The organism is Polaromonas naphthalenivorans CJ2 (assembly GCF_000015505.1).
Lineage (GTDB): Bacteria > Pseudomonadota > Gammaproteobacteria > Burkholderiales > Burkholderiaceae_C > Polaromonas > Polaromonas naphthalenivorans.
The window spans coordinates 1,561,484-1,581,895 of record NC_008781.1; the positions used below are offsets into that span (position 1 = coordinate 1,561,484).

The 20,412-nt window shown below is 63.6% G+C and carries 21 protein-coding genes; 4 read left to right on the forward strand and 17 right to left on the reverse strand.

From position 1 onward, the window contains the following. Nucleotides 1-5 precede the first annotated feature (5 nt). Nucleotides 6-2,417 carry a UvrD-helicase domain-containing protein gene (locus tag PNAP_RS07360; RefSeq protein ID WP_041376594.1) on the forward strand — a complete coding sequence of 804 codons (2,412 nt, stop codon included), beginning with the start codon at nt 6-8 and terminating at the stop codon, nt 2,415-2,417. A 16-nt stretch (nt 2,418-2,433) separates the two neighbouring features. On the opposite strand, the gene PNAP_RS07365 is transcribed toward PNAP_RS07360, so the two are convergent. Genes PNAP_RS07365 through PNAP_RS07375 form a run of 3 tightly spaced genes read right to left on the reverse strand, consistent with a single transcriptional unit; the run spans nt 2,434 to nt 4,599 of the window. After that, nucleotides 2,434-3,225: a BPSS1780 family membrane protein gene (locus tag PNAP_RS07365; protein ID WP_011800876.1), complete on the reverse strand. Its 792-nt coding sequence runs from the start codon at nt 3,223-3,225 to the stop codon at nt 2,434-2,436. A 39-nt stretch (nt 3,226-3,264) separates the two neighbouring features. After that, the gene (locus PNAP_RS07370) at nt 3,265-4,215 is read right to left on the reverse strand and encodes a homoserine kinase (RefSeq protein ID WP_011800877.1); all 951 of its coding nucleotides are present in this window, start codon (nt 4,213-4,215) and stop codon (nt 3,265-3,267) included. Nucleotides 4,216-4,251: 36 nt separating this feature from the next. Continuing rightward, nucleotides 4,252-4,599, reverse strand: a complete 348-nt coding sequence (locus PNAP_RS07375) for a hypothetical protein (RefSeq protein ID WP_041377085.1) — start codon at nt 4,597-4,599, stop codon at nt 4,252-4,254. Nucleotides 4,600-4,765: 166 nt separating this feature from the next. On the opposite strand from PNAP_RS07375, the gene polA reads away from it, so the two are divergent. Beyond that, nucleotides 4,766-7,591, forward strand: coding sequence for a DNA polymerase I (gene polA, locus PNAP_RS07380; protein ID WP_011800879.1), 2,826 nt, complete (start codon nt 4,766-4,768; stop codon nt 7,589-7,591). A gap of 17 nt (nt 7,592-7,608) precedes the next feature. Here polA and PNAP_RS07385 read toward each other — a convergent pair whose 3' ends face one another. From PNAP_RS07385 to PNAP_RS07405, 5 genes are all read right to left on the reverse strand, one after another. Continuing rightward, nucleotides 7,609-8,085 carry a DUF2269 family protein gene (locus PNAP_RS07385; RefSeq protein ID WP_011800880.1) on the reverse strand — a complete coding sequence of 159 codons (477 nt, stop codon included), beginning with the start codon at nt 8,083-8,085 and terminating at the stop codon, nt 7,609-7,611. Further along, nucleotides 8,082-8,468: a DoxX-like family protein gene (locus tag PNAP_RS07390; RefSeq protein ID WP_011800881.1), complete on the reverse strand. Its 387-nt coding sequence runs from the start codon at nt 8,466-8,468 to the stop codon at nt 8,082-8,084. Before PNAP_RS07390 ends, PNAP_RS07385 begins: the two co-directional genes overlap by 4 nt. Beyond that, on the reverse strand, nt 8,465-9,382 hold the full coding sequence (locus PNAP_RS07395) for an NAD-dependent epimerase/dehydratase family protein (RefSeq protein ID WP_011800882.1): 918 nt from the start codon (nt 9,380-9,382) through the stop codon (nt 8,465-8,467). The genes PNAP_RS07390 and PNAP_RS07395 overlap by 4 nt, the downstream gene beginning before the upstream one ends. Before the next feature lie 18 nt (nt 9,383-9,400). Beyond that, nucleotides 9,401-9,913: a thiol-disulfide oxidoreductase DCC family protein gene (locus PNAP_RS07400; RefSeq protein ID WP_011800883.1), complete on the reverse strand. Its 513-nt coding sequence runs from the start codon at nt 9,911-9,913 to the stop codon at nt 9,401-9,403. A 66-nt stretch (nt 9,914-9,979) separates the two neighbouring features. Next, the gene (locus PNAP_RS07405; protein ID WP_041376595.1) at nt 9,980-10,552 is read right to left on the reverse strand and encodes a GbsR/MarR family transcriptional regulator; all 573 of its coding nucleotides are present in this window, start codon (nt 10,550-10,552) and stop codon (nt 9,980-9,982) included. A 249-nt stretch (nt 10,553-10,801) separates the two neighbouring features. Here PNAP_RS07405 and PNAP_RS07410 point away from each other — a divergent pair, with 249 nt between their 5' ends. Beyond that, nucleotides 10,802-11,617, forward strand: a complete 816-nt coding sequence (locus PNAP_RS07410) for a ZIP family metal transporter (RefSeq protein WP_011800885.1) — start codon at nt 10,802-10,804, stop codon at nt 11,615-11,617. Between the two features lie 112 nt (nt 11,618-11,729). Further along, nucleotides 11,730-11,918 carry a hypothetical protein gene (locus PNAP_RS07415; protein ID WP_157040230.1) on the forward strand — a complete coding sequence of 63 codons (189 nt, stop codon included), beginning with the start codon at nt 11,730-11,732 and terminating at the stop codon, nt 11,916-11,918. A gap of 99 nt (nt 11,919-12,017) precedes the next feature. Here PNAP_RS07415 and PNAP_RS07420 read toward each other — a convergent pair whose 3' ends face one another. The 9 genes from PNAP_RS07420 to PNAP_RS07460 form a co-directional block, all read right to left on the reverse strand. After that, the gene (locus PNAP_RS07420; protein WP_011800886.1) at nt 12,018-13,016 is read right to left on the reverse strand and encodes a 2-hydroxyacid dehydrogenase; all 999 of its coding nucleotides are present in this window, start codon (nt 13,014-13,016) and stop codon (nt 12,018-12,020) included. Between the two features lie 2 nt (nt 13,017-13,018). Further along, complete coding sequence (locus PNAP_RS07425) at nt 13,019-13,966, reverse strand: sugar kinase (RefSeq protein ID WP_011800887.1); 948 nt, start codon at nt 13,964-13,966, stop codon at nt 13,019-13,021. Beyond that, the gene (locus PNAP_RS07430) at nt 13,963-14,778 is read right to left on the reverse strand and encodes a sugar phosphate isomerase/epimerase family protein (RefSeq protein ID WP_011800888.1); all 816 of its coding nucleotides are present in this window, start codon (nt 14,776-14,778) and stop codon (nt 13,963-13,965) included. Before PNAP_RS07430 ends, PNAP_RS07425 begins: the two co-directional genes overlap by 4 nt. Next, nucleotides 14,768-15,565 (reverse strand): amino acid ABC transporter ATP-binding protein, encoded by a 798-nt coding sequence (locus tag PNAP_RS07435; protein ID WP_011800889.1) that lies wholly within the window; start codon nt 15,563-15,565, stop codon nt 14,768-14,770. Before PNAP_RS07435 ends, PNAP_RS07430 begins: the two co-directional genes overlap by 11 nt. 32 nt (nt 15,566-15,597) lie before the next feature. Then, nucleotides 15,598-16,404, reverse strand: a complete 807-nt coding sequence (locus PNAP_RS07440) for a transporter substrate-binding domain-containing protein (protein WP_011800890.1) — start codon at nt 16,402-16,404, stop codon at nt 15,598-15,600. A gap of 58 nt (nt 16,405-16,462) precedes the next feature. Continuing rightward, on the reverse strand, nt 16,463-17,665 hold the full coding sequence (locus PNAP_RS07445) for a YncE family protein (RefSeq protein ID WP_011800891.1): 1,203 nt from the start codon (nt 17,663-17,665) through the stop codon (nt 16,463-16,465). 56 nt (nt 17,666-17,721) lie between these two features. Further along, entirely contained in the window at nt 17,722-18,375 is a 654-nt protein-coding gene (locus PNAP_RS07450; RefSeq protein WP_011800892.1) for an amino acid ABC transporter permease, read from the reverse strand. Continuing rightward, on the reverse strand, nt 18,375-19,046 hold the full coding sequence (locus tag PNAP_RS07455) for an amino acid ABC transporter permease (RefSeq protein ID WP_011800893.1): 672 nt from the start codon (nt 19,044-19,046) through the stop codon (nt 18,375-18,377). Before PNAP_RS07455 ends, PNAP_RS07450 begins: the two co-directional genes overlap by 1 nt. Nucleotides 19,047-19,207: 161 nt before the next feature. Next, the gene (locus PNAP_RS07460) at nt 19,208-20,293 is read right to left on the reverse strand and encodes a LacI family DNA-binding transcriptional regulator (protein ID WP_049763748.1); all 1,086 of its coding nucleotides are present in this window, start codon (nt 20,291-20,293) and stop codon (nt 19,208-19,210) included. Nucleotides 20,294-20,412 lie beyond the last annotated feature (119 nt).

Sequence of the window (20,412 nt, forward strand, 5' to 3'; positions counted from 1 at the left end):
GGGGGATGTTTTCAGACGCTGTTTCTTCATCCCCTCTCCTGCAAAATCTTAATCCAGAGCAGCTGGCCGCAGTGACGCTGCCGGCCACGCATGCCTTGATTCTCGCGGGGGCCGGCTCGGGCAAGACCCGCGTGCTGACCACGCGCATCGCCTGGCTGCTGCAAACCGGGCAGGTCTCGCCCGGCGGCATCCTGGCCGTGACCTTCACCAACAAGGCGGCCAAGGAAATGCTGACCCGCCTCTCGGCCATGCTGCCCATCAATGTGCGGGGCATGTGGATAGGCACCTTCCACGGCCTGTGCAACCGATTTTTGCGCGCCCACTACAAGCTGGCCAATCTGCCATCGACCTTCCAGATTCTGGACACGCAGGACCAGCTATCGGCCATCAAGCGATTGAGCAAGCAGTTCGGCATTGATGACGAGCGCTTTCCGCCCAAGGATTTGATGCGTTTCATTGCCGGCTGCAAGGAAGACGGCCTGCGCGCGAAAGACGTGCCTGCGCACGATGAGAACAGCCGCAAGAAGGTCGAGATCTACGACCTCTACGAGCAGCAGTGCCAGCGCGAAGGCGTGGTCGATTTCGGCGAACTGATGCTGCGCAGCTATGAGCTGCTGCGTGACAACGCCCCGATACGCGAGCACTACCAGCGGCGTTTTCGCCACATCCTGATCGACGAGTTCCAGGACACCAACAAGCTGCAATACGCCTGGATCAAGATGCTGGCCGGGCAGGGCGCGGACGCGATGGAGTCCATGCCCGGCGGTTCGGTGGTGGCCGTCGGCGACGATGACCAGAGCATCTACGCCTTTCGCGGCGCGCGTGTGGGCAACATGGCCGACTTCGTTCGCGAATTCAATGTCACCCACCAGATCAAGCTGGAGCGCAATTACCGCAGCTTCGGCAACATCCTCGATTCAGCCAATGCGCTGATCAGCCACAACACCCAGCGCCTTGGAAAAAATCTGAGTACCGAAGCCGGTCCGGGCGAGCCGGTGCGCGTGTATGAATCGGCCAGCGATTTTGCCGAGGCGCAATGGTTTGTCGATGAGGTCAGGCAACTGGTGCGTGACGGCGCTGAGCGCAAGGAAATCGCGCTGCTGTACCGCAGCAACGCGCAAAGCCGGGTGATGGAAAGCGCGCTGTTCAATGCCAGCATTCCCTACCGGGTGTACGGCGGCCTGCGGTTTTTCGAGCGCGCCGAAATCAAGCACGCGCTGGCCTATTTGCGCCTGCTCGACAACCCGCACGACGACACCAGCTTCATGCGCGTGGTGAACTTTCCGCCGCGCGGCATCGGCGCCCGGACCATCGAGCAACTGCAGGATATTTCGAACGCTTCGGGCTGCTCGCTGCATGACGGCGTGAGCGCGGTGCCCGGCAAGGCTGGCGCCAATCTGGGTGCATTCGTGGCCAAACTGGACGTGATACGCGAGCAGACCGCCGGCTGCACGCTGCGCGAAATCATCGAACTCGTGCTGCAGCAGAGCAGCCTTGTCGAACACTACACGCTGGACAAAGACGGCCAGGACCGGCTCGAAAATCTGGCCGAACTGGTGAACGCCGCCGAGTCCTTCGTCAGCCAGGAAGGCTTTGGCCGCGATGCCGTGGCGCTGCCGGTCGATGAGCTGGGCGCGGGCTTGACGCAGTCGCCCGCCAGCCAGGGGCTGGACGAGCCCTTGTCCGAGCAGCTCGCACCCAACCTGGAGACCGGTGAGACGCTGTCGCCGCTGGTGGCCTTTCTGACGCATGCGGCGCTGGAGTCGGGTGACAACCAGGCGCAGGCCGGCCAGGACGCGGTGCAACTCATGACGGTGCATTCGTCCAAGGGGCTGGAGTTTGACTGCGTGTTCATCACCGGGCTGGAAGACGGCATCTTTCCGCATGAAAACGCCTTGAACGACGCCGGCGGCATCGAGGAAGAGCGCCGGCTGATGTATGTCGCCATCACCCGGGCGAGGAAGCGCCTGTACCTGAGCCATTCGCAGACCCGCATGCTGCACGGCCAGACGCGCTACAACCGCAAGAGCAGGTTTTTTGATGAACTGCCCGAAGGCGCGCTCAAGTGGCTCACGCCAAGAAACAGGGGTTTTGCGTCCGGCCTGGGGTCGGGCTCGGGCAACTGGGGTGGTGCTAGCAATTCAGGAGCTGGTAGCGCGCGTGGGGATTGGGCTGGAGGCGGATTTCATTCAAAATCCGGCAGTGCCGAACGCTTTGCCAGCCCGCCGGTGCCGGCGCAAAAGAGCGCGCCCTCGCATGGCCTGAAAAGCGGCATGAATGTGTTCCATGCCAAGTTTGGCGAAGGCCGGGTGGAAATGCTCGAAGGCACGGGTGATGACGCCAGGGCGAAAATCAATTTCACCCGGCATGGCGTGAAATGGCTGGCGCTGAGCGTGGCCAAGCTGACGGTGATCTAGGCGCCAGGCACCGGGATCATGAAAGCTCGCCAGGCGCAGGCTCATCGGTCTCGGAAAAGCTGTCCCGGAAGGTGAAGTAAATCGAGGTGAAGAACATCGCCACGATCACCAGCGCCACCGGAAACATGGCCACGGTGGCCAGCATCGGGTTGCCCAGCAGCGTGGCAATCAGCGACACCACGATGGCGGCCAGCACGAAAACGCCAGCCCAGGCCAGGCCGAACACGGTGAACGCGCCAAAGTTCTTATAACAGGCGATGAAGCTGAAGAACAGGCTCTTGACCGGCGACACGCCGTGCCAGTGGACCAGCGCCGGTGCATGCCAGAACAGCAGCGAAAGCGGCAGGTACAGGGCCATGGCGACCCACATCGCCATCTGAAAGCTGTCCTGCAGCACCAGCTCCTCGGTGATCTTGCCGCCTACCAGGTAGAGCCTGGCAAACTGCCCGCCATCGACCAGGGCTGAAATGCCCATCAGCGCCAGGAAGCCGGCGGCATACAGCGCGCCCAGCACCATCATGGCCTGCATGCGCTGCTGGCCGGCGCGAAAGGCGCTGATCAAAATGGAAGGCATCGGAAACTTGCCCTTGGTGGCTTCCTGGGTGGCGGCCATCAGGCCCAATGTGGCTGCGGGCAGCAGCGCCAGCGCCAGCGCCGCGCCGATAAAGGGCACCAGCGTGGCGACCGACAGCATTGCCATGAACATGAAGAACAGACCCGACATGGCCAGCGGCTGCTTGATGAAGGTCGTGATGCCCAGCTTGACCCAGGTCAGGCCCGTGCGGGCGGGAACAATGTTCAATTTCATGGCATGGGGCCGGATACATGACCCGGGTTTGCGGGTGGGTTACAGGAGATAGGGATGCGCCAGCCGCTCGCGCAGCACGCGCTCGAAATGGCCGGGGTCGTGGGGCTTGAGCATGGCGGCATCGCGCGGCAGGTGAAAATCCCACAGCCGCGAAAGCCAGAAGCGGAAGGCGCCAGCGCGCTGCAGGGCGGGCAGCAGGGTGCGTTCCTGCGCGGTCAGCGGCCGCACCGTCTGGTAGGCCGCCATGAACGCATCGGCGCGCGTGGTGTCGAGCCTGCCGCTTTCGAGGTCAATGCACCAGTCGTTCAGGCAGATGCCGATGTCGTACAGAAAGGTGTCGCAGCCGGCAAAGTAAAAATCAAAGAACCCGGTCAGCTGGCCGTTTTCGAACATCACGTTGTCGCGGAACAGGTCGGCGTGGATGGCGCCGCGCGGCAGGCTGCGGTAGCCGGACGAGGCCGCAATGTGGTTCTGGTAGGCCAGTTCGCCCAGGATCAGGCTGCGCTGCTCCTCAGTCAGATAGGGCAGCACCACCGGCACGGTTTCGTTCCACCAGGCCAGGCCGCGCAGGTTGGGCTGCTGGCGCTCGTAGTCCAGTCCGGCCAGGTGCAGGCGGGCCAGCATCTCGCCGACGCCGGCGCAGTGAAGCGGTGTGGGCGCGAGTTCGCTGTGGCCGCGCAGCTTGTTGACCACGGCGGCCGGCTTGCCCTTGAGGCGGTGCAGGATGTTGCCCTTGGCATCGGCCACCGGATCGGGCACGGGAATGCCGCGCGTCGCCAGGTGCTTCATCAGGTGCAGGTAAAACGGCAACTGCTCGAACGTCAGGCGTTCAAACAGCGTCAGCACGTACTGGCCCTGATCGGTATCGACAAAATAATTGGTGTTTTCGATGCCGCCTGCAGCGCCCTTGATGTTCTGCAGTTGCCCCAAATTCAAAAAGCGCAAGAACGCTGCAGCCTCGTCAAACGAGACTTCGGTAAAGACGGCCATGCGTGAAACTGAACCCTGTACTGGAAAAAAGAAAGATTAGAACTTCAGCACGTTCCAGACGCGTGAACCGTTGGTGTCGTTGCTGGCGGCGGCGGGTGCCGCGCCGCGTGCGCCTTCGGCCGGCTTGACTTCGTAAGCCGCGCCGCCGGTTTTGGGCTGTACCGTGATTTTCTGGGTTTCGCCACCGACCCGCAACTCGTCGATGCGCGTGCCGGCATCCTCGGTGCGAATGCGCTCGATCTTCTTGTCCGGCCGCGCGGGACCGACCGGCTTTTTCGCCTGCGCCGGGGTCGCGGAACCGGGCGCCGACGTTTGAGCCATGGCCGCAGCCAGCGGCAGCGCTGCGAGTGCAGCGACAAGTAGAAGGCGAAGAGCGGTTTTCATGCCTGCATTGTAGGCGTGCCAAAGCAGGCTCACCCAGGAATAAGCGGGCATTTCCTCTTGCAAAATGGTCTTTGGCAGGGTAGCCCAAACCCTTGTGGAAACAGGCGCGCAAGGCTTGGATGCGCAGCAGCAAGCGCCTGGCCGATATCCCCGACAATCTGGCCCCATGAGTCCTGATAAAAAAACCTTGCTGCTGGTCGATGGCTCCAGCTACCTGTACCGCGCCTTTCATGCCATGCCCGACCTGCGCGTCACCCCCGGCGACCCGCAAAGCCCGGCCACCGGCGCGATTCGCGGCATGGTCAACATGATGCAAAAACTGCGCAAGGATGTGCGGGCCGACTATGCGGTCTGCGTGTTCGACGCCAAGGGGCCGACCTTTCGCGATGCGCTGTATCCCGAGTACAAGGCCCAGCGCTCGGCCATGCCCGACGATCTGCGCAGCCAGGTCGAGCCGATTCATGAAGTGGTGCAACTGCTGGGCTGGAAAGTGCTCGCCGTGCCCGGCGTCGAGGCCGACGACGTGATCGGCACGCTGGCCTGCATGGCCTCAAGCCAGCAAATCGAAGTCATCATCTCCAGCGGCGACAAGGACTTGAGCCAGCTGGTCGATGAACACATCACCGTCATCGACACCATGAATGACCGTCGCCGCGACCTGGCTGGTGTTGAAGCGGAATTCGGCGTGCCGCCGCGCCTGATGGTCGATTACCAGACGCTGGTCGGCGACACTGTTGACAACGTGCCGGGCGTGCCCAAGGTGGGCCCGAAAACCGCCGTGAAGTGGCTGCTCGAATATGGCTCGCTCGATGCGCTGGTGGCCCGGGCTGGCGAGATCAAGGGCATCGTCGGCGAGAACCTGCGCAAGTCGCTGGACTGGCTGCCCAAGGGCCGCGAGCTGCTGACGATCAAGAAAGACTGCGAACTGGCCGACTACATCGACGGCTTGCCTGCTATGGATTCAATAGCTATCGGCGCACAGCAGACGAGCGCATTGAGGACTTTTTATCTGAAATATGGCTTCAAGGGACTGGTCGGCCAGATTGATGCCGAAAATACGCCGCCCGAACTTGTCGGCGGCCCTGAACGCCGCAAGCCCCGCGCGCCGACGGCCTCGCCAGATTCGCCCGGCCTGTTCGACGACGACGAGCCTTCGCTGCTTGACACGCCGCTGGCCGGGCGCGCCAGCAACCTGCTGTATGAAACTATCCTGACCTGGGAGGCGCTGGACCGCTGGCTGGCCAAAATCGAAGCGGCCGAACTGGTGGCAGTCGATACCGAAACCACGTCGCTCGATGAAATGCGCGCGCAGATTGTCGGCGTGAGCTTCAGCGTGACGCCGGGCGAGGCCGCCTACATTCCGCTGACGCACGACTACCCTAGCGCCCCCGAGCAGTTGCCGCTGGATGAGGTGCTGGCCCGGCTCAAGCCCTGGCTTGAAAACCCGGCCAGACCGAAGCTGGGCCAGAACATCAAATACGACCGCCATGTGTTCGCCAACCACGGCATCGAGGTGCAGGGCTACGCGCACGACACCATGCTGCAAAGCTATGTGCTCGAAGTGACCAAGCCGCACGGGCTGGCCAGCCTGGCCGAGCGGCATGTGGGGCGCAGCGGCATCAACTATGAAGACCTGTGCGGCAAGGGCGTACACCAGATCAAGTTCAACCAGGTCGATATTGCCAGGGCAGCCGAATACTCGTGCGAAGACTCCGACCAGACGCTTGACGTGCACCGGGTGCTGTGGCCGCAACTGCAGGCCAATGAAAAGCTGCTGTTTATCTATCAGCTGGAAATGCAGAGCAGCGAAACGCTCTACCGCATCGAGCGCAACGGCGTGCTGATCGACGCGCCCATGCTGGCCAGGCAAAGCCATGAACTGGGCCAGCGCCTGCTGCAGCTGGAGACCGAGGCGTACGAGATGGCCGGCCAGCCCTTCAACCTGGGCAGCCCCAAGCAATTGGCCGAAATATTCTTTGACAAGCTGGGCATGAAGGTGGTCAAGAAAACGCCCAGCGGCGCGCGCAGCACCGACGAGGATGTGCTTGAAAAGCTGGCCGAAGATCACCCGCTGCCGGCCAAGCTGCTGGAACACCGCTCGCTTTCCAAGCTCAAGGGCACCTACACCGACAAGCTGGCCCAACTGGCCAACCCGCGCACCGGCCGCGTCCACACCCACTATGCGCAGGCCGTCGCCGTGACCGGCCGGCTGTCGAGCAACGACCCCAACCTGCAGAACATCCCGGTCAAGACCGCCGAGGGCCGGCGCGTGCGCGAAGCCTTCGTGGCGCCTGCCGGCAGCGTGATCGCCAGCGCCGACTATTCGCAGATCGAGCTGCGCATCATGGCGCACATCAGCGGCGATGAATCGTTGCTGCATGCCTTCACCGCCGGGCTGGACGTGCACCGCGCCACGGCAGCCGAAGTGTTCGGCGTCGCGCTGGAGCAGGTCAGCAGCGAACAGCGCCGCTACGCCAAGGTCATCAACTTCGGCCTGATCTACGGCATGAGCAGTTTTGGCCTGGCGAAGAACCTGGGGATTGAAACCAAGGCGGCGGCCGCCTACATCGACCGCTATTTCCAGCGCTATCCCGGCGTGAAGCACTACATGGATTCGACCCGCCAACTGGCCAAGGAGCAGGGCTACGTCGAGACCGTCTTCGGCCGGCGCCTGCTGTTGCCCGAAATCAACTCGCCCAACGGCCCGCGCCGCGCCGGCGCCGAGCGCGCCGCCATCAACGCGCCCATGCAGGGCACCGCCGCCGACCTGATCAAGCTCAGCATGGTGAAGGTGCAGCAAGTACTGGATGCCGAAAAGCGCGGCACGAAAATGATCATGCAGGTGCATGACGAACTGGTGTTTGAAGTCCCCGAGGCCGAGGTGGAATGGGTGCGCACCGAGATTCCGCGCCTCATGGCCGGCGTGGCCGAGCTCAAGGTGCCGCTGCTGGCCGAGATCGGCTTTGGGCCGAACTGGGAACAGGCGCACTGAGGGCGGGTGGTGCTGATTCAGCCCCACAGCACAGGCTTGTTCACCATCAGGAAAAACACCACCGCCATGGCAGCGAAGGCTGGGTAGCCGAGCACTTCCCACCAGCGGGCATAGCGCCAGTATTGGGGGGACAGCGGGGTGCGGGCGTGAACGGCAGCGGTGGTCAGGGCAGCCATGCGAAATTGCAGCCACACCACCGGCAGCCAGCACGCGCCAGCGGCAATGAACAGTCCAAGGGAAAGCACCATCCAAGGCGTATTCCACGGCCAGCCGGCCATGTAAGCCAAGAGCAGGCCGGACGCGGGCTGGAGGATGACGGTGGGCGTGGTGAACCACCAGTCAGCGCGCACCACGAGCCGGCTGACCACGGCCTGCGCCGCCAGGCTGCCGCTGCGGTTGGCAAAGAACATATAAAACGCCGACCCCAGGCCGGTGCCGACCATCAGCACGCTGGAGATGATGTGCAGCCATTTAAGAAGCAGGTAGGTGTTCATCGGGATTTATCCAAATTCAGGGCAGTGGATGGGGCCTGAGCCAGCACCCACAGCAGCGCGGCAATGGGCAGGTTTTTCAGCAGCGGCCCCAGCGGGTGCAGCCACAATCCGGGCAGCAGCATCGTGGCCGCCAGCGTCATCAGCAGCATCAGGGCCAGCGCCGCCAGATAGGTGGTCCGTTTCGGGCGTAGCCACAACGCCAGACCCAGCGCCAGGTCGGCGGCGGCTCCGCTGACAATCAGCGCCTGAACCAGCAGCGGCTGGGACAAACCCGCCGCATGCAGCAACTGGGCGCTTTGCCCTTCCAACTCCAGCAGGCTGACCGCAGCCGTTCCCAGCCAGACCGCGATCAGGCTCCAGCGCAGCAATGCAGTGTTTGTCATGCTGCAAGGCAGGCCAGCAGCCGGCTGTAATGCGTGGCGGGCCGCCCCAGCAGTTGGGCAAAGGGTTGAGGATTTGCGGTGTTGTCCTGGGCCAGCAGGTCCAGCGCCTGCGTGCCCCAGGGCGTGAAAGGAAAGGCGTCACCCAAGCGGGCACTGGCTCGGGCCAGCAGGCCGGGCAGGGCCAGGACATGCGCAGACGTCTGGCCGCGCTGGTGGCGCAGGCTGGCGATGAAGCTGGCCAGTGGCGTGCCCTCTGGACCGACGCAAGGCAGGGTGCCGCACAGCTCAGCGGCTGGGCCGGCCAGGGTGGCGACGACTTCGGCCAGTTCCCGAATCCATACCGGCTGCACCCGGGCGCTGAATGCCTGGCGCGGCAGCAGCATGACCGGCCAGCGCGCCAGCGCCGTGAACAATTCGCAGCCCGCGCCGCCGGGGCCGAACACGATGCTGGGCTGCAGCGCCACGCCTTGCAGCGCGCCTTGTTGCGTCAGTGCCTGCAAATGGGCCTCGGCGGCGCGCTTGGCGGTGGCGTAGCGGCTGGGGCTGCTGGCAATTCCCAGCGCCGAGAGGTGGATCACCCGCCGCACGCCCTGCCGGGCGCAGGCGTTGAAGAGTGCTTTCGGCACGTCCGTGTGGATGGCCTGCATCGGTGTATGCGGGCCATCACGCAGCACGCCGACGGCGTTGACCACCGCCTGCACGCCTTCCAGCCGGGGCAGCCAGGTGCTGACAGCGGTATCGCGAATGAAGTCCATCGGCACCAACTTCCGAGCCTTGGCGGATAAGTCCGGACGCGTCGATGCGCCGGGGCCGGGAACCCGGATGCCGCACAGCACGGTATGGCCTGCCGCTTCCAGCGCGGCCACGATAGGGCGGCCCAGGAAGCCATTGGCGCCGCAAACCAGGATGTTCATGGTGGGTTCCCGTGGAAGTTACAGGCGGCAGGCGTCGCCGGCCTTGCACTGCCTGGCTTGTGCGCGGGCGGCCGCACGGCGGGCGGCGGTTTCAAAGGCCAGCTGCACCAGCCGTCTGGGAATGCGGTTGCGGTAACGCGCAAGGTAGGGGTAGAGCCGGTCGGCCACCGTGCTGACCACCGGCAGGCGAAACAGGGCAGATACCCAGCCCAGCCCGGCTGCCGCGTAGGCCAGCCGGAACACATCGACGCCCTTGATCACGGTGCCATCAGCCTGGCGGGCGTGCATCAGCGTCATCAGATCGTGCTGGGTGGCACCCGGTGGCTGGCCGCTGAAGCCGGGCACTGAAATATCGACAAAGGCCAGCAACTCGCGGGTGTTGCGCAGCATCAGGTTGTGCATCTCGGCGTGGCACATCGGGCAAGAGCCGTCGTAATACAGCGTCAGTGGGTAGATGGCGGCAATGAGCCCGGCCTTGAAGCGGTCATGACGGGTGTTTCCGAGGCTGGCAGCGTCATTGAAGTCTGTCATGTTTTATCCTTTGGAAATTTCAGTACAAACAGAAATAAAAGTTTAAAAAAAGCCAGCCCGGCTGGCTTAAAAGGTTGGAGGCAGAACCTGTGCGGGATCCAGCAGTTTTGCATCGCTGTCGCCGCGTACGAACTTTTGCACGCTGGCGCCCATGCGCAACACTTTTTCAAGGGTGGCGGGCGACAGGCGCAGCATTTCGTCGGCCCACAGGCCCAGCGACTCCATGAGCCGGAGGGTTTCCCGTACCCGGTCCTGCGCATCGGCGGTCTCGGCATCAAATCCGTCTTCCTTCACCAACTCGCGGAGCATGCGCACGGTGGGGTCGAATTCGCGCTCTTTTCGCTCGCGCACCACGGTGCGAAAGAGTTCCCACACATCGCTTGACGTCTCGTAGTAGTCGCGCCGGTCACCCAGAATCTGGGTGGTGCGGATGAGGTTCCAGTTCAGCAGTTCCTTGATGCTGGTGCTCACATTGGAACGGGCAACCGTCAGGGTGTCGGAGATTTCCTCGGCATGCAGTGGCCTGCCATGGAAAAACAACAGCGCATGAATTTGCGAGACGGTGCGGTTAACGCCCCAGGAAGTGCCCATTTCTCCCCAGTGGACAACAAATTTTCGGGCAACAGTGGTGAGTTCCATGGCGCTGAATATACGCCGTCTGAAATTTCTGTCAATACAGAAATAGAGATTTTATTGTTGACATCGAGTGAATGCCGGCCCGCCGTTTCATGGCAGGCGAGGCGACTGCCCGGGCTCCGGGGCTTGGCGCGCTGGATAATAGAAGGTAGAAGGAACCCCGGTTTCGGCTGCCATGCCAAAACCGGGGTTTTTCTGGAATTTCATTCATCATTCAGGGCTCTGGCCCAATCAGAACGGGCGCAGGTAGCTATGACCTTGATAGCAATTTTGTTGGGAACCATCAGCGCCGGCATCGGCAGCGTCTGGCTGGCCGCGCTGCTCAGCTTTGGCGCGCTGGCCCGGTACACCCAGCACATGCTCAGCCTGGCCGCCGGCGCATTGCTGGGCACCGCCTTCATGCATTTGCTGCCCGAGGCGTTTGAAAGCCAGGCCAGCGCCCACGATTTGTTTGCCACGCTGCTGGTCGGGCTGGTGTTTTTCTTCCTGCTCGACAAGGCCGAGCTGTGGCACCACGGGCATGAGCACCATGGGGTGCCAGGCGACAGCCCCGGCCCGGACCACGACCATGCGCATCACGGCCATTCCCATGGCCACGGCCATGAGCACGCCTCGGGCGGCTGGGCGGTGCTGGCCGGCGACAGCGTGCATGCCTTTGGCGACGGCATCCTGATCGCCTCGGCCTTCATCGCCGACATGCGCCTGGGTTTTGTGGCCGCGCTGGCGGTGCTGGTGCATGAAGTTCCGCACCACATGGGCGACCTGATCGTGCTGCGCCGCCAGAGCGCCAACAACCGGCGCATCGCCATCGTCAAGGTGTCGCTGGCCGGCGCCGTCACCGCCCTGGGCGGCGTGGTCGGCTATGCGCTGGTGGACCAGCTGTATGGCTACTTGCCGTTCTTTTTGATCATTGCCGCCAGCAGTTTCATGTACGTAGCGCTGGCCGATTTGATTCCGCAGCTGCAAAAACGCGCCACCCTGCAGGAAACGGCGGCGCAGATTGCGTGGCTGGCCATTGGCATCGGGCTGGTGATGCTGGTCAGCGCGCTGGCAGCGCACGAGCATTGACGTTCAAGCCTGACTTTTTGTCAGTTACACACTGACACCCATCAGGCGGGGCGGCGTATCCATCAAGTGCCGGTCCACCGCTACGATGAAGCTGATTTTTCAGGAGGCTGTCATGAAGCTGCCGATTTCATTCAACGTGGCCTGCGGGAACACTTCAGATCCTTCCCACGAAGAAAAGCAGAAGCGCCAAGCCGGCAGGAAGCATGGCGTTCCCCCCGCCGAGCGCGATGCTGATGACGACAGCGTGATGGGCGAGGTCGAGCAACCGCCGCCACCGTCTGAAAAACCAGAGGCATCATAAGGCATAAATGCTATATTTTTAATAGCTACTTGCGCCCGTCCTTATTGCGCAGAAGCCATATTTGATTGATATTTTTCGGCCCGGACCGCAGCGCCTGAATCAGCCCGCCGTCATTTCAAACACCGCCGTGGGCCGTTCGCCCGCCAGCGCCTGCAGCAAATTGGTCGTGGCCAGCACCGCCATCGCATAGCGGGTTTCAACAGTGGCCGAGCCGATGTGCGGCAGCGCGGTCACCTTGGGATGGGTGCGCAAGGGCGAGTCCATCGGCAGCGGCTCGGTGGCGAACACGTCCAGCCCGGCGGCGCGCAGCGTGCCGTGGTCGAGGGCGTCGAGCAAGGCTGCTTCCTGCACGGTGGCGCCGCGCCCGCCGTTGATGAAAATCGCGCCCGGCTTCATCAGGCCGAACTCGCGCCCGCCCATCAGTCCCCGGGTTTCATTCGACAGGGGCAGCACGGCGGCGACGATGTCGGCATGTCGCAACAGTTCATCGAGCGGCGTGTGCAGCGCCTTGCCCGCCAGTTCCGGCGCCTTCCTGGCCAGGTCCACCGGGCGGCGGCTGTGGTAGAGCACCGGCATGCCAAAGCCCAGCGCGGCACGCCGCGCCACCGCCTGGCCGATGCGGCCAAAACCGAGGATGCCCAGCGTTTTGCCATGCACGTCCCAGCCAAACAGCTCTTCGCCGATGTTGCGCGTCCAGCGGCCTTCGCGCACCAGGCCGGCCAGCTCGACCAGGCGCCGGCTGGTCGCCATGACGAGCGAAAAAATCGTGTCGGCGGTGGTTTCGGTCAGCACGCCGGGCGTGTGGCACAGCACGATGCCGCGCGCGGCCAGCGCGTCCAGGGCGTAGTTGTCCACGCCGACTGATACGCTGGAAATCACCTTCAATCGCGGCGCTGCGGCCAGCAGCGCTTCATCAATCTTGTAGCTGGAGCCGATCAGTCCTTCGGCCGTTGCCAGCGCTGCCTGAAACGCAGGCAATTGTTCCGGCAGGCGCGGATTGGCGACGGTCACGTCGTGCCGCGCCTGCAGCCGTGCCAGCTGGTCGGGCGGCAGTTCCCTGAACACCAGCACCTTTTTGCGGTCGGAAGAAATGGTCATGTTCAAAGTCCTGCTTCAATCAGTTCGGCGCGGGTCGGCAGGCCTTCGCTGTCGCCCAGCACCTGCACCGCGCGCGCGCCAATCCAGGCTCCGCGCTTCACCGCCTCGGGCACGCCCAGGCCGTCGAGCAGGGCGCTGACCACGCCGACGGCAAAACCGTCGCCCGCGCCCACGGTGTCGATGACCTCGGCCACCGCAAAGCCCGGCACATGGCCGCAGCCAGCCGTGTCGCTGTCAAACCAGGCGCCTTCGGCCCCCAGCTTGACGACCACCAGCCGGGCGCCGCGCTGGCGGTAGAAGCGGGCAATGCCTTCGGCCGTGCTTTCGCCGGTCAGGAAGCGGCCTTCTTCCAGGCCGGGCAGCACCCAGTCGGCGCGCGTTGCCAGGTCGTTGACGGCTTCGCGCATCAGTTCGGGGCTGGCCCACAGCGTGGGGCGCAGGTTGGGGTCGAAGGACACGCTGCGGCCGGCGGCGCGCATCAGGTCCATGGTCAAGCGTGCGGCTGGCAGCGTGCTGGCCGAGAGCGCGGCAAACACGCCGGTCGCATGCAGGTGCCGGGCCGACAGCAGCCATTCCCGGTCAATGTCATCTACACATATGTGACTGGCAGCCGAGCCTTGGCGGTGGTATTCAACCTCCGGGTCGCTGCCGTCGAGCACCTTGCTTTTGAACTGAAAGCCGGTTTGTTGCGCCGCGTCGCACACCACATGCGAGCAGTCGATGCCTTCCTTCTGCATCGCGGCCAGCAGGTAGCGGCCCATGGAATCGGTGCCCAGCCGGCTGGCCCAGCCGACCTTCAGGCCCAGGCGCGACAGGCCAATGGCGACGTTGGTTTCAGCGCCGGCGGTGCGCTTGTAGAAGGCTTCGGCCTGTTCGAGCGGGCCGGGCCGGTCGGCGACCAGCAGCATCATGGCTTCGCCAAAGGTGATCACGTCCAGGGCGCGGGTCATGTCAATTTCTTTCTGCCAGCCATGCTGGCGGCAATGCTGCGCAACTGGTCGATTTCACGGCGCGTCACGGCGGGCAGGTCGTCGCCGATCAGCGGGTATTCAATCGCCCAGGGCACATCGGCCGGCAGGGCGCGCAGCACGGCGCGCCACGGTGCGCTGGATTCGGCCAGCGGCACGGCCACCCAGCGCTGCGGCTGGCGCTGCACGCCCTTGCAATGCACATAGCGCACCTGCGGCGCCAGCGCGCCTGCGGCCTGCAGCGGGCATTCGCCACTCCAGTGCCAGTTGCCCATGTCAAACGTCATGCCGAGGAAAATACCGAGGTCATTGGCCGTGTCAAAAAAGTCCTGCAGCGCGGGCAGGGTGCCGGCCGCCGGCGTCTGGTCGTTTTCGATCACGAGTTCGATTTTGGCGGCCTGCAGGCAGTCCCGCAGTGCCATCAGGCTTGCGTGGGACGAGGCGCCAAAACCGCCAATCGCCATTTTCAGCCGGGGTGCGCCCAGGATTTTGGCGGCATTCAGGGCGCGCTGGAGTGCGGCCATGTCCAGTGCGCCGTCAGCCGCCCAGAGGTAGTCGGCGCTCGAATACACCACCCGCAGGCCGGTGTCGCGAACCGTCTCGGCGATGGCCGGCAACTCGCGGGCGGCGTCCACCAGCAGTTCGCTGCGCACCTCGACGCCGTCGGCGCCAGCTTCATGGCAGAGCCGTGCAAACCAGCGCTGGCCATGGCGGCGCACTTCGGCGGCGCCAAAGGCCGTCAGCGAAATCAGGATGGGCGGCGCGGCGGCGGCGCCGGAAACTTCAGTGGGCATGTTGCGAATTCAATATCTGGCCGAGGAAGTTGCGGGTTTTTTCGTTTTGAGGGTTGCTGAAGAACTGCTGCGGCGGCGCCTGCTCGATGATCTTGCCGTCGGCCATGAAGATCACCCGGTCGGCCACGCTGCGGGCAAAGCCCATTTCGTGCGTGACGCACAGCATGGTCATGCCGTCGTCGGCCAGGCCGATCATGGTGTCGAGCACTTCCTTGACCATCTCCGGGTCCAGCGCCGAGGTCGGTTCGTCGAACAGCATGATCTTGGGCGTCATGCACAGCGCCCGGGCAATCGCCACGCGCTGCTGCTGGCCGCCCGAGAGCTGGCTCGGGTATTTCTTGGCCTGCTCGGGAATGCGCACCCGCGTCAGGTATTTCATGGCGATGGTTTCGGCCTCCTCCTGGCTCAGTCCGCGCGAGCGCATTGGCGCCAGGATGCAGTTCTGCAAGATCGTCAGGTGCGGAAACAGGTTGAACTGCTGGAACACCATGCCGACTTCCTGGCGCACCGAATCGACGTTCTTGCCGCCGGCCGTCAGGTCGATACCATCGACGACGATGCGGCCTTTCTGCACGACCTCCAGCCGGTTGATGCAGCGGATCAGGGTCGATTTGCCGGAGCCCGAAGGCCCGCAGACCACAATGCGCTCGCCGGCCGCGACGTTCAGGTTGATGCCGGTCAGCACCTGGAATTTACCGTACCACTTGTCAACCGCCTCGATGCGGATGATGGGCTCGGCGCCGGCGGCGGCCGGAATGTGCGCAGGGGATTGCATTGTGTCTGTCATGGGTAAGCACCGTGTTCAGCAAAAAAGCGGGGTTACTGCAGTTTGGGCAGGTCGGTTTCCAGCCATTTCTGGTAGAGCTTGTTGAGCTCGCCGTTGGCCGTGTTGCGGGCGACAAAGTCGTCCACGGTTTTCAGCAGTTCGGCCTGGCCGGGGCGCATCGCCACGCCCATCACCTGCTGGCGCAGCACGAACTTGTTTTCAAAGGTGTTGGCCGGCGCGCGCTTGGCGATTTGCGCGGCCACCGTGGTCGAGCAGCCGATGGCATCGATCTGTCCCGACAGCAGCGCCTGCATGGCCGACGCGTCGTCGTCGAAACGGCGGATTTCGGTGCCTTCGGGCGCTGCGGCGGTCAGCGCGATGTCCTGCGTGCTGGCGCGAGCCACGCCCACTCGCTTGCCTTTCAGGTCGGCCGGGGCTTTGAGGCTGGCTTTCTTGTCGCCGTACAGCACGATGCTGGCGGCCGCGTAGGGCTTGGAGAACTGGACCTGCTTGGCGCGCTCGGGCGTCACGGCCAGCGAAGCGACCAGCAGATCGACCTTGTTGGTCAGCAGGAACGGAATGCGGTTGGGGCCGGTCACCGGCACCAGGTTGACCTTCACGCCGAGATCCTTGGCCAGCAGGCGCGCCACGTCGGCGTCGTAGCCGTCGGGCTGGTTGCTGCTGTTCATGGTGCCGTAGGGCGGGAAATCGACCAGCATGCCGACCGTCAGCTCGCCTTTTTTCTTGATGTCGGCGACGCTCTGCGCGCTGGCGGCGGGCGCCCACGCGGACAGGGTGGCGGCCAGGCCCAGCGCCAGGGCGGCGCCGGTGAAGGTGCGACGTTGCAGATGCTTGATCATGGTGAAGTCTCCGATGGTTGTGGATGGGTAGCGAAAGTAGCGAGGGAAAGAACTGGATTTAGCGGGGCATGGAGCGTATGGATGAAGGCCCGCCGGTTGACGCAAGGCGTTTGCCGGTGTCCTTGAGCTTGCCGTTGGCTACGGCAAAAACCGCCACTTGCTTTTCGACATTGAACTGCGCCAGGATGTATCGGCCATCTGCCGTAAAGACAATCCCTTGTCCGGCTTCGCCCGCCGGAAGGCTGGCTTTTTCCACCAGCTTGCCATTCTGGTTGGAAAACAGAATCAGTTTGCCCTTGGCCCGCCGCCCTGGGTTGTCAGCCGTGAGGTTTGATCCATCCATGCTCTGGACCGCGACCCAGCGGCCGTCCGGCGAGATCGCAATCCCTTCAGGCAATGCGGCCACGGAAACATGCTGAACGGCGCGGTAAGGACGCCTGGAGATATCAATCAGTGTGATGGAATCGACGTCGCCCGCCAGGGTGCCCACGTTTCCGGGCAATCCGGCAAGCCCCGCGTTGCCGACCAGTGCCCATTTGCCGGTGCTCGATACATCGACCGAATAAGGCGCCACGCCAGTGCTGATCCTTTCGCGTTGCGTCGTGACCTTGTCGCTGTCAATATCCAGCACCATCAGGCCCTGCTCATCGCGCAGTGCCACCAGCGCGGTCTTGCCGTCAGGTGTGATCGTGATGCCTGACAGGCGCTTGTCGCTGAGCTTTAACGTGTCCTTGAGCGTGATCGATTTGCCGTCTATGGCAAACACCAGCAAATGGCCTGAAGTGGTGGTTGCCAGCAGCAGGTTTCCGGCACGGTTGATGGCGATGGCCTGCGGATGATGGGCAATGTCAACTTTTGCAATGACCGAAGCCGGGCTGGATGTCAAATCCACCACCTGAAGGTAGTTTTCGAGAAGCAGTTTCTTTTCCGCCGTGTCGTATCGGCTCGGTGCCGACACGATGGCCAGCTTGCCGTCTGGTGTGATGGCCACCGCTTGGGGCGGACCCTGGATGGCAGCGGCCACATTGACGCTGGCGACGACGCGGGGCGGAAAATGGCTGGCGTCGATGATGTCCAGCGTGTCTGGTTGCGGATTTTCCAGAAACGTGTCCTTGCCCACCACGCGTTGGTACTTGGCATCATTGGTTGAGGCAATCAGATCGGTGGCTGCGCTTTGAAACGATGCCGCCACCAAGGCTGTGGTCATGAAACACTGCACAGCGAGTGTTCCCAAGGTGAATCTGCCCGGACGCTTGATCATGGTGAAGTCTCTGGTTGTTGTTGGTGAGAAATGACAGGGTGAAACAGGGGCGCCGCTCAGCGTGCCAGCGCGGCGGCTTGCCGGCGTTCCATGCGCGAGGCCATCAGCGACAGCGGCCAGCACAGCGCGAAATAAATCGCCGCCACCACGCTGAACACGATCAACGGCTGGAAGGTGGCGTTGTTGATGATCTGGCCGGCCCGCGTGATCTCGGTGAAACCGATGATCGCCGCCAGCGAGGTGCCCTTGATGATCTGCACCAGGTAGCCGACCGTGGGCGCCAGCGCAATCTTGAAGGCCTGCGGCAGGATGACAAAGCGCATGCGCGAGAAGTAGGACAGGCTCAGCGCATGCGCCGCCTCGACCTGGCCGGCGGGAATCGCCTGGATGCAGCCGCGCCAGATTTCACCCAGAAAGGCGCTGCTGTTCAAGATGAGTGCCACACCGGCCGCAATCCAGGGGTTGATGTCGAAACCCAGCACCGGCGCGCCAAAGAACACCAGGAACAGTTGCAGCAGCAGCGGCGTTCCCTGGAAAATCTGGATGAAGCCGCCAGAGAGCAGTTGCGCCAGCCGGTTCTCGGAAGTGCGGCCCAGCGCCACCAGCAGCCCGCCAATCGCGCCGCCGATGAAGGCGATCAGCGACAGCGCCACCGTCCATTTGGCCGCTTCAAGGATGAACAGGAATTCAGGAAGTCCAAAAGTACGCATTACCGACGATCCGGGTAGTTGAGGCTGGCCTTGTAAATCAGGCGGAACAGCGCCGAGAACGACAGCGCCAGCAGCAGGTAGATGCCCGCGACGACGATGTAGATCTCGAAACTGCGAAAGGTTTGCGACTGCAGATTGGCGGCGACCGAGGTCAGGTCGTCGGCGGAAATGGCCGACACCACCGCCGAACTGAGCATCAGCAGGATGAACTGGCTGGTCAGCGCCGGGTAAATCGCCTTGAGCGCCGGCTTCAAGATGACGAAGCGGAAAATCTCGTGGCGCTTGAGGTTCAGCGCCAGGCCGGCTTCGATCTGGCCCTTGGGAATCGACTCGATGCCGGCGCGGATGATTTCGGTCGCGTAGGCGCCCAGGTTGATGACCAGCGCCGTCAGCGCGGCGGTGTAGGCCGACCAGCGCAGTCCGAGCGCCGGCAGCGCAAAAAAGAAGAAGAACAGCTGCACCAGGAAGGGCGTGTTGCGGATCAGCTCGATGTAGGCGTTGATCACGAAGCGCAGCGGTTTGGGGCCGGCGGTCTTGCCCCAGGCGCAGACGATGGCCACCACCAGCCCGAGCAGCATCGCCAGCAGCGACAGCTCGATGGTGTTCCAGGTGCCCCTGAGCAGCAGCGGCCAGGCTGCAAAAACGTCGCCGAACTGAAAGGTGTAGTTCATGAGCGCAGCGCTGGTGTCGCGAATGACATCAAGGCGCGGGTCCGTGTTGGGGTTAAAAGTTTTGCTGAAGACATGCTTGGGAGTTACTTTTCAATTATCCTGAAACCGGTTTCATTGAATTATAAAAGCAGGCCTACCCGGTCTGTAACCCGGTGAAAACCCTAGGTTTGCAAATTGACCGGGGATGCCTGGGGAACCGATGAGCCGCGAGCCACCAGCCGGCCGGACAGCAAAATCTGGCGCGGCGGCAGGTCCAGGCCCTTGAGCCGCTCGATCAGGCAGCCCGCGGCCAGCCGGCCCAGCTCGTCGGTCGGCTGGGCGATGCTGCTCAGGCCCGGACCGATGAAGGGCGACCATTCGGTCTCGTCAAAACCCACCAGCCCGAGGTCGGCGCCAAGCCGCCAGCCCAGCCGCGCCATGGCCGCCACCACCCGCAGCGTGACCACGGCATTGCTTGAAATCACGGCGGACAAACGGCCTTCGGCGCGCTGGCGCAGGCTCTGCAGCGCCTTGTCTAGCCCCGCGCTGTCGTCATCCGTGCATTCAAAGGTGCTGCCGTGAAGACCGGCGATGTCTGGCGCCGCATCGCTGACAAAGCTTCTGAACGCGGCTTCACGCTCCATGCGTGAACTGACGTTCTTGATCGGCTCCGAGACAAACAGCAGTTCCCGGTAGCCGGCCTCCACCAGGTGGCGAGCGCCGAGCAACACGGCGCCGACATTGTCAATCGAGACAAAGTCGGCCTGCATGTCGTGGTGGCGCCGGTCCACCAGCACCACCGGCTTGCCGTGGCGCGCGGCCTCGGCGGCTGCGCCGGCATCGCCGCCCAGGGTGTTCAGGATGAAGCCGTCCACCTGGTAGGCGGTGAGCGCCTTGATGGCCTCGCTTTCGCGGCGGCTGTCGTTGCCGAGGTTGAACAGCATCAGCAAATAGCCGGCTTGCTGGCAGGCTTTTTCGGCGCCGCGCAGCACCGCCACCGAAAACGGATTGGTCACGTCGGCCACCACCAGGCCGATCAGCCGCGAGCGGCCGCGCTTGAGCCCCTGCGCCATCGGGCTGGGGCTGTAGGCCAGCGCGGCGATGGCGACTTCGACGCGCGCCGCGATGTCCGGCGTGAGCAGGGTGTCGCGGTGGTTCAGGAAGCGCGACACCGTGGCCTTGGAAACGCCTGCCTCGCGTGCCACGTCGGCAATCGTGGCGCGTGCATGGGGCGGGGCAGGGGGAGGCTTGATTTTTGGGGTGGGCATGGACAGGGTCAGGGTAGTGGAACCAGGCAGTTTCTGGGTATTCATTGAAACCAGTTTCAGGAATGGTAGCACTGGCCCGTTGTCAGACGAACGCTTACAGCATCAGGGCTTGGCGGCCT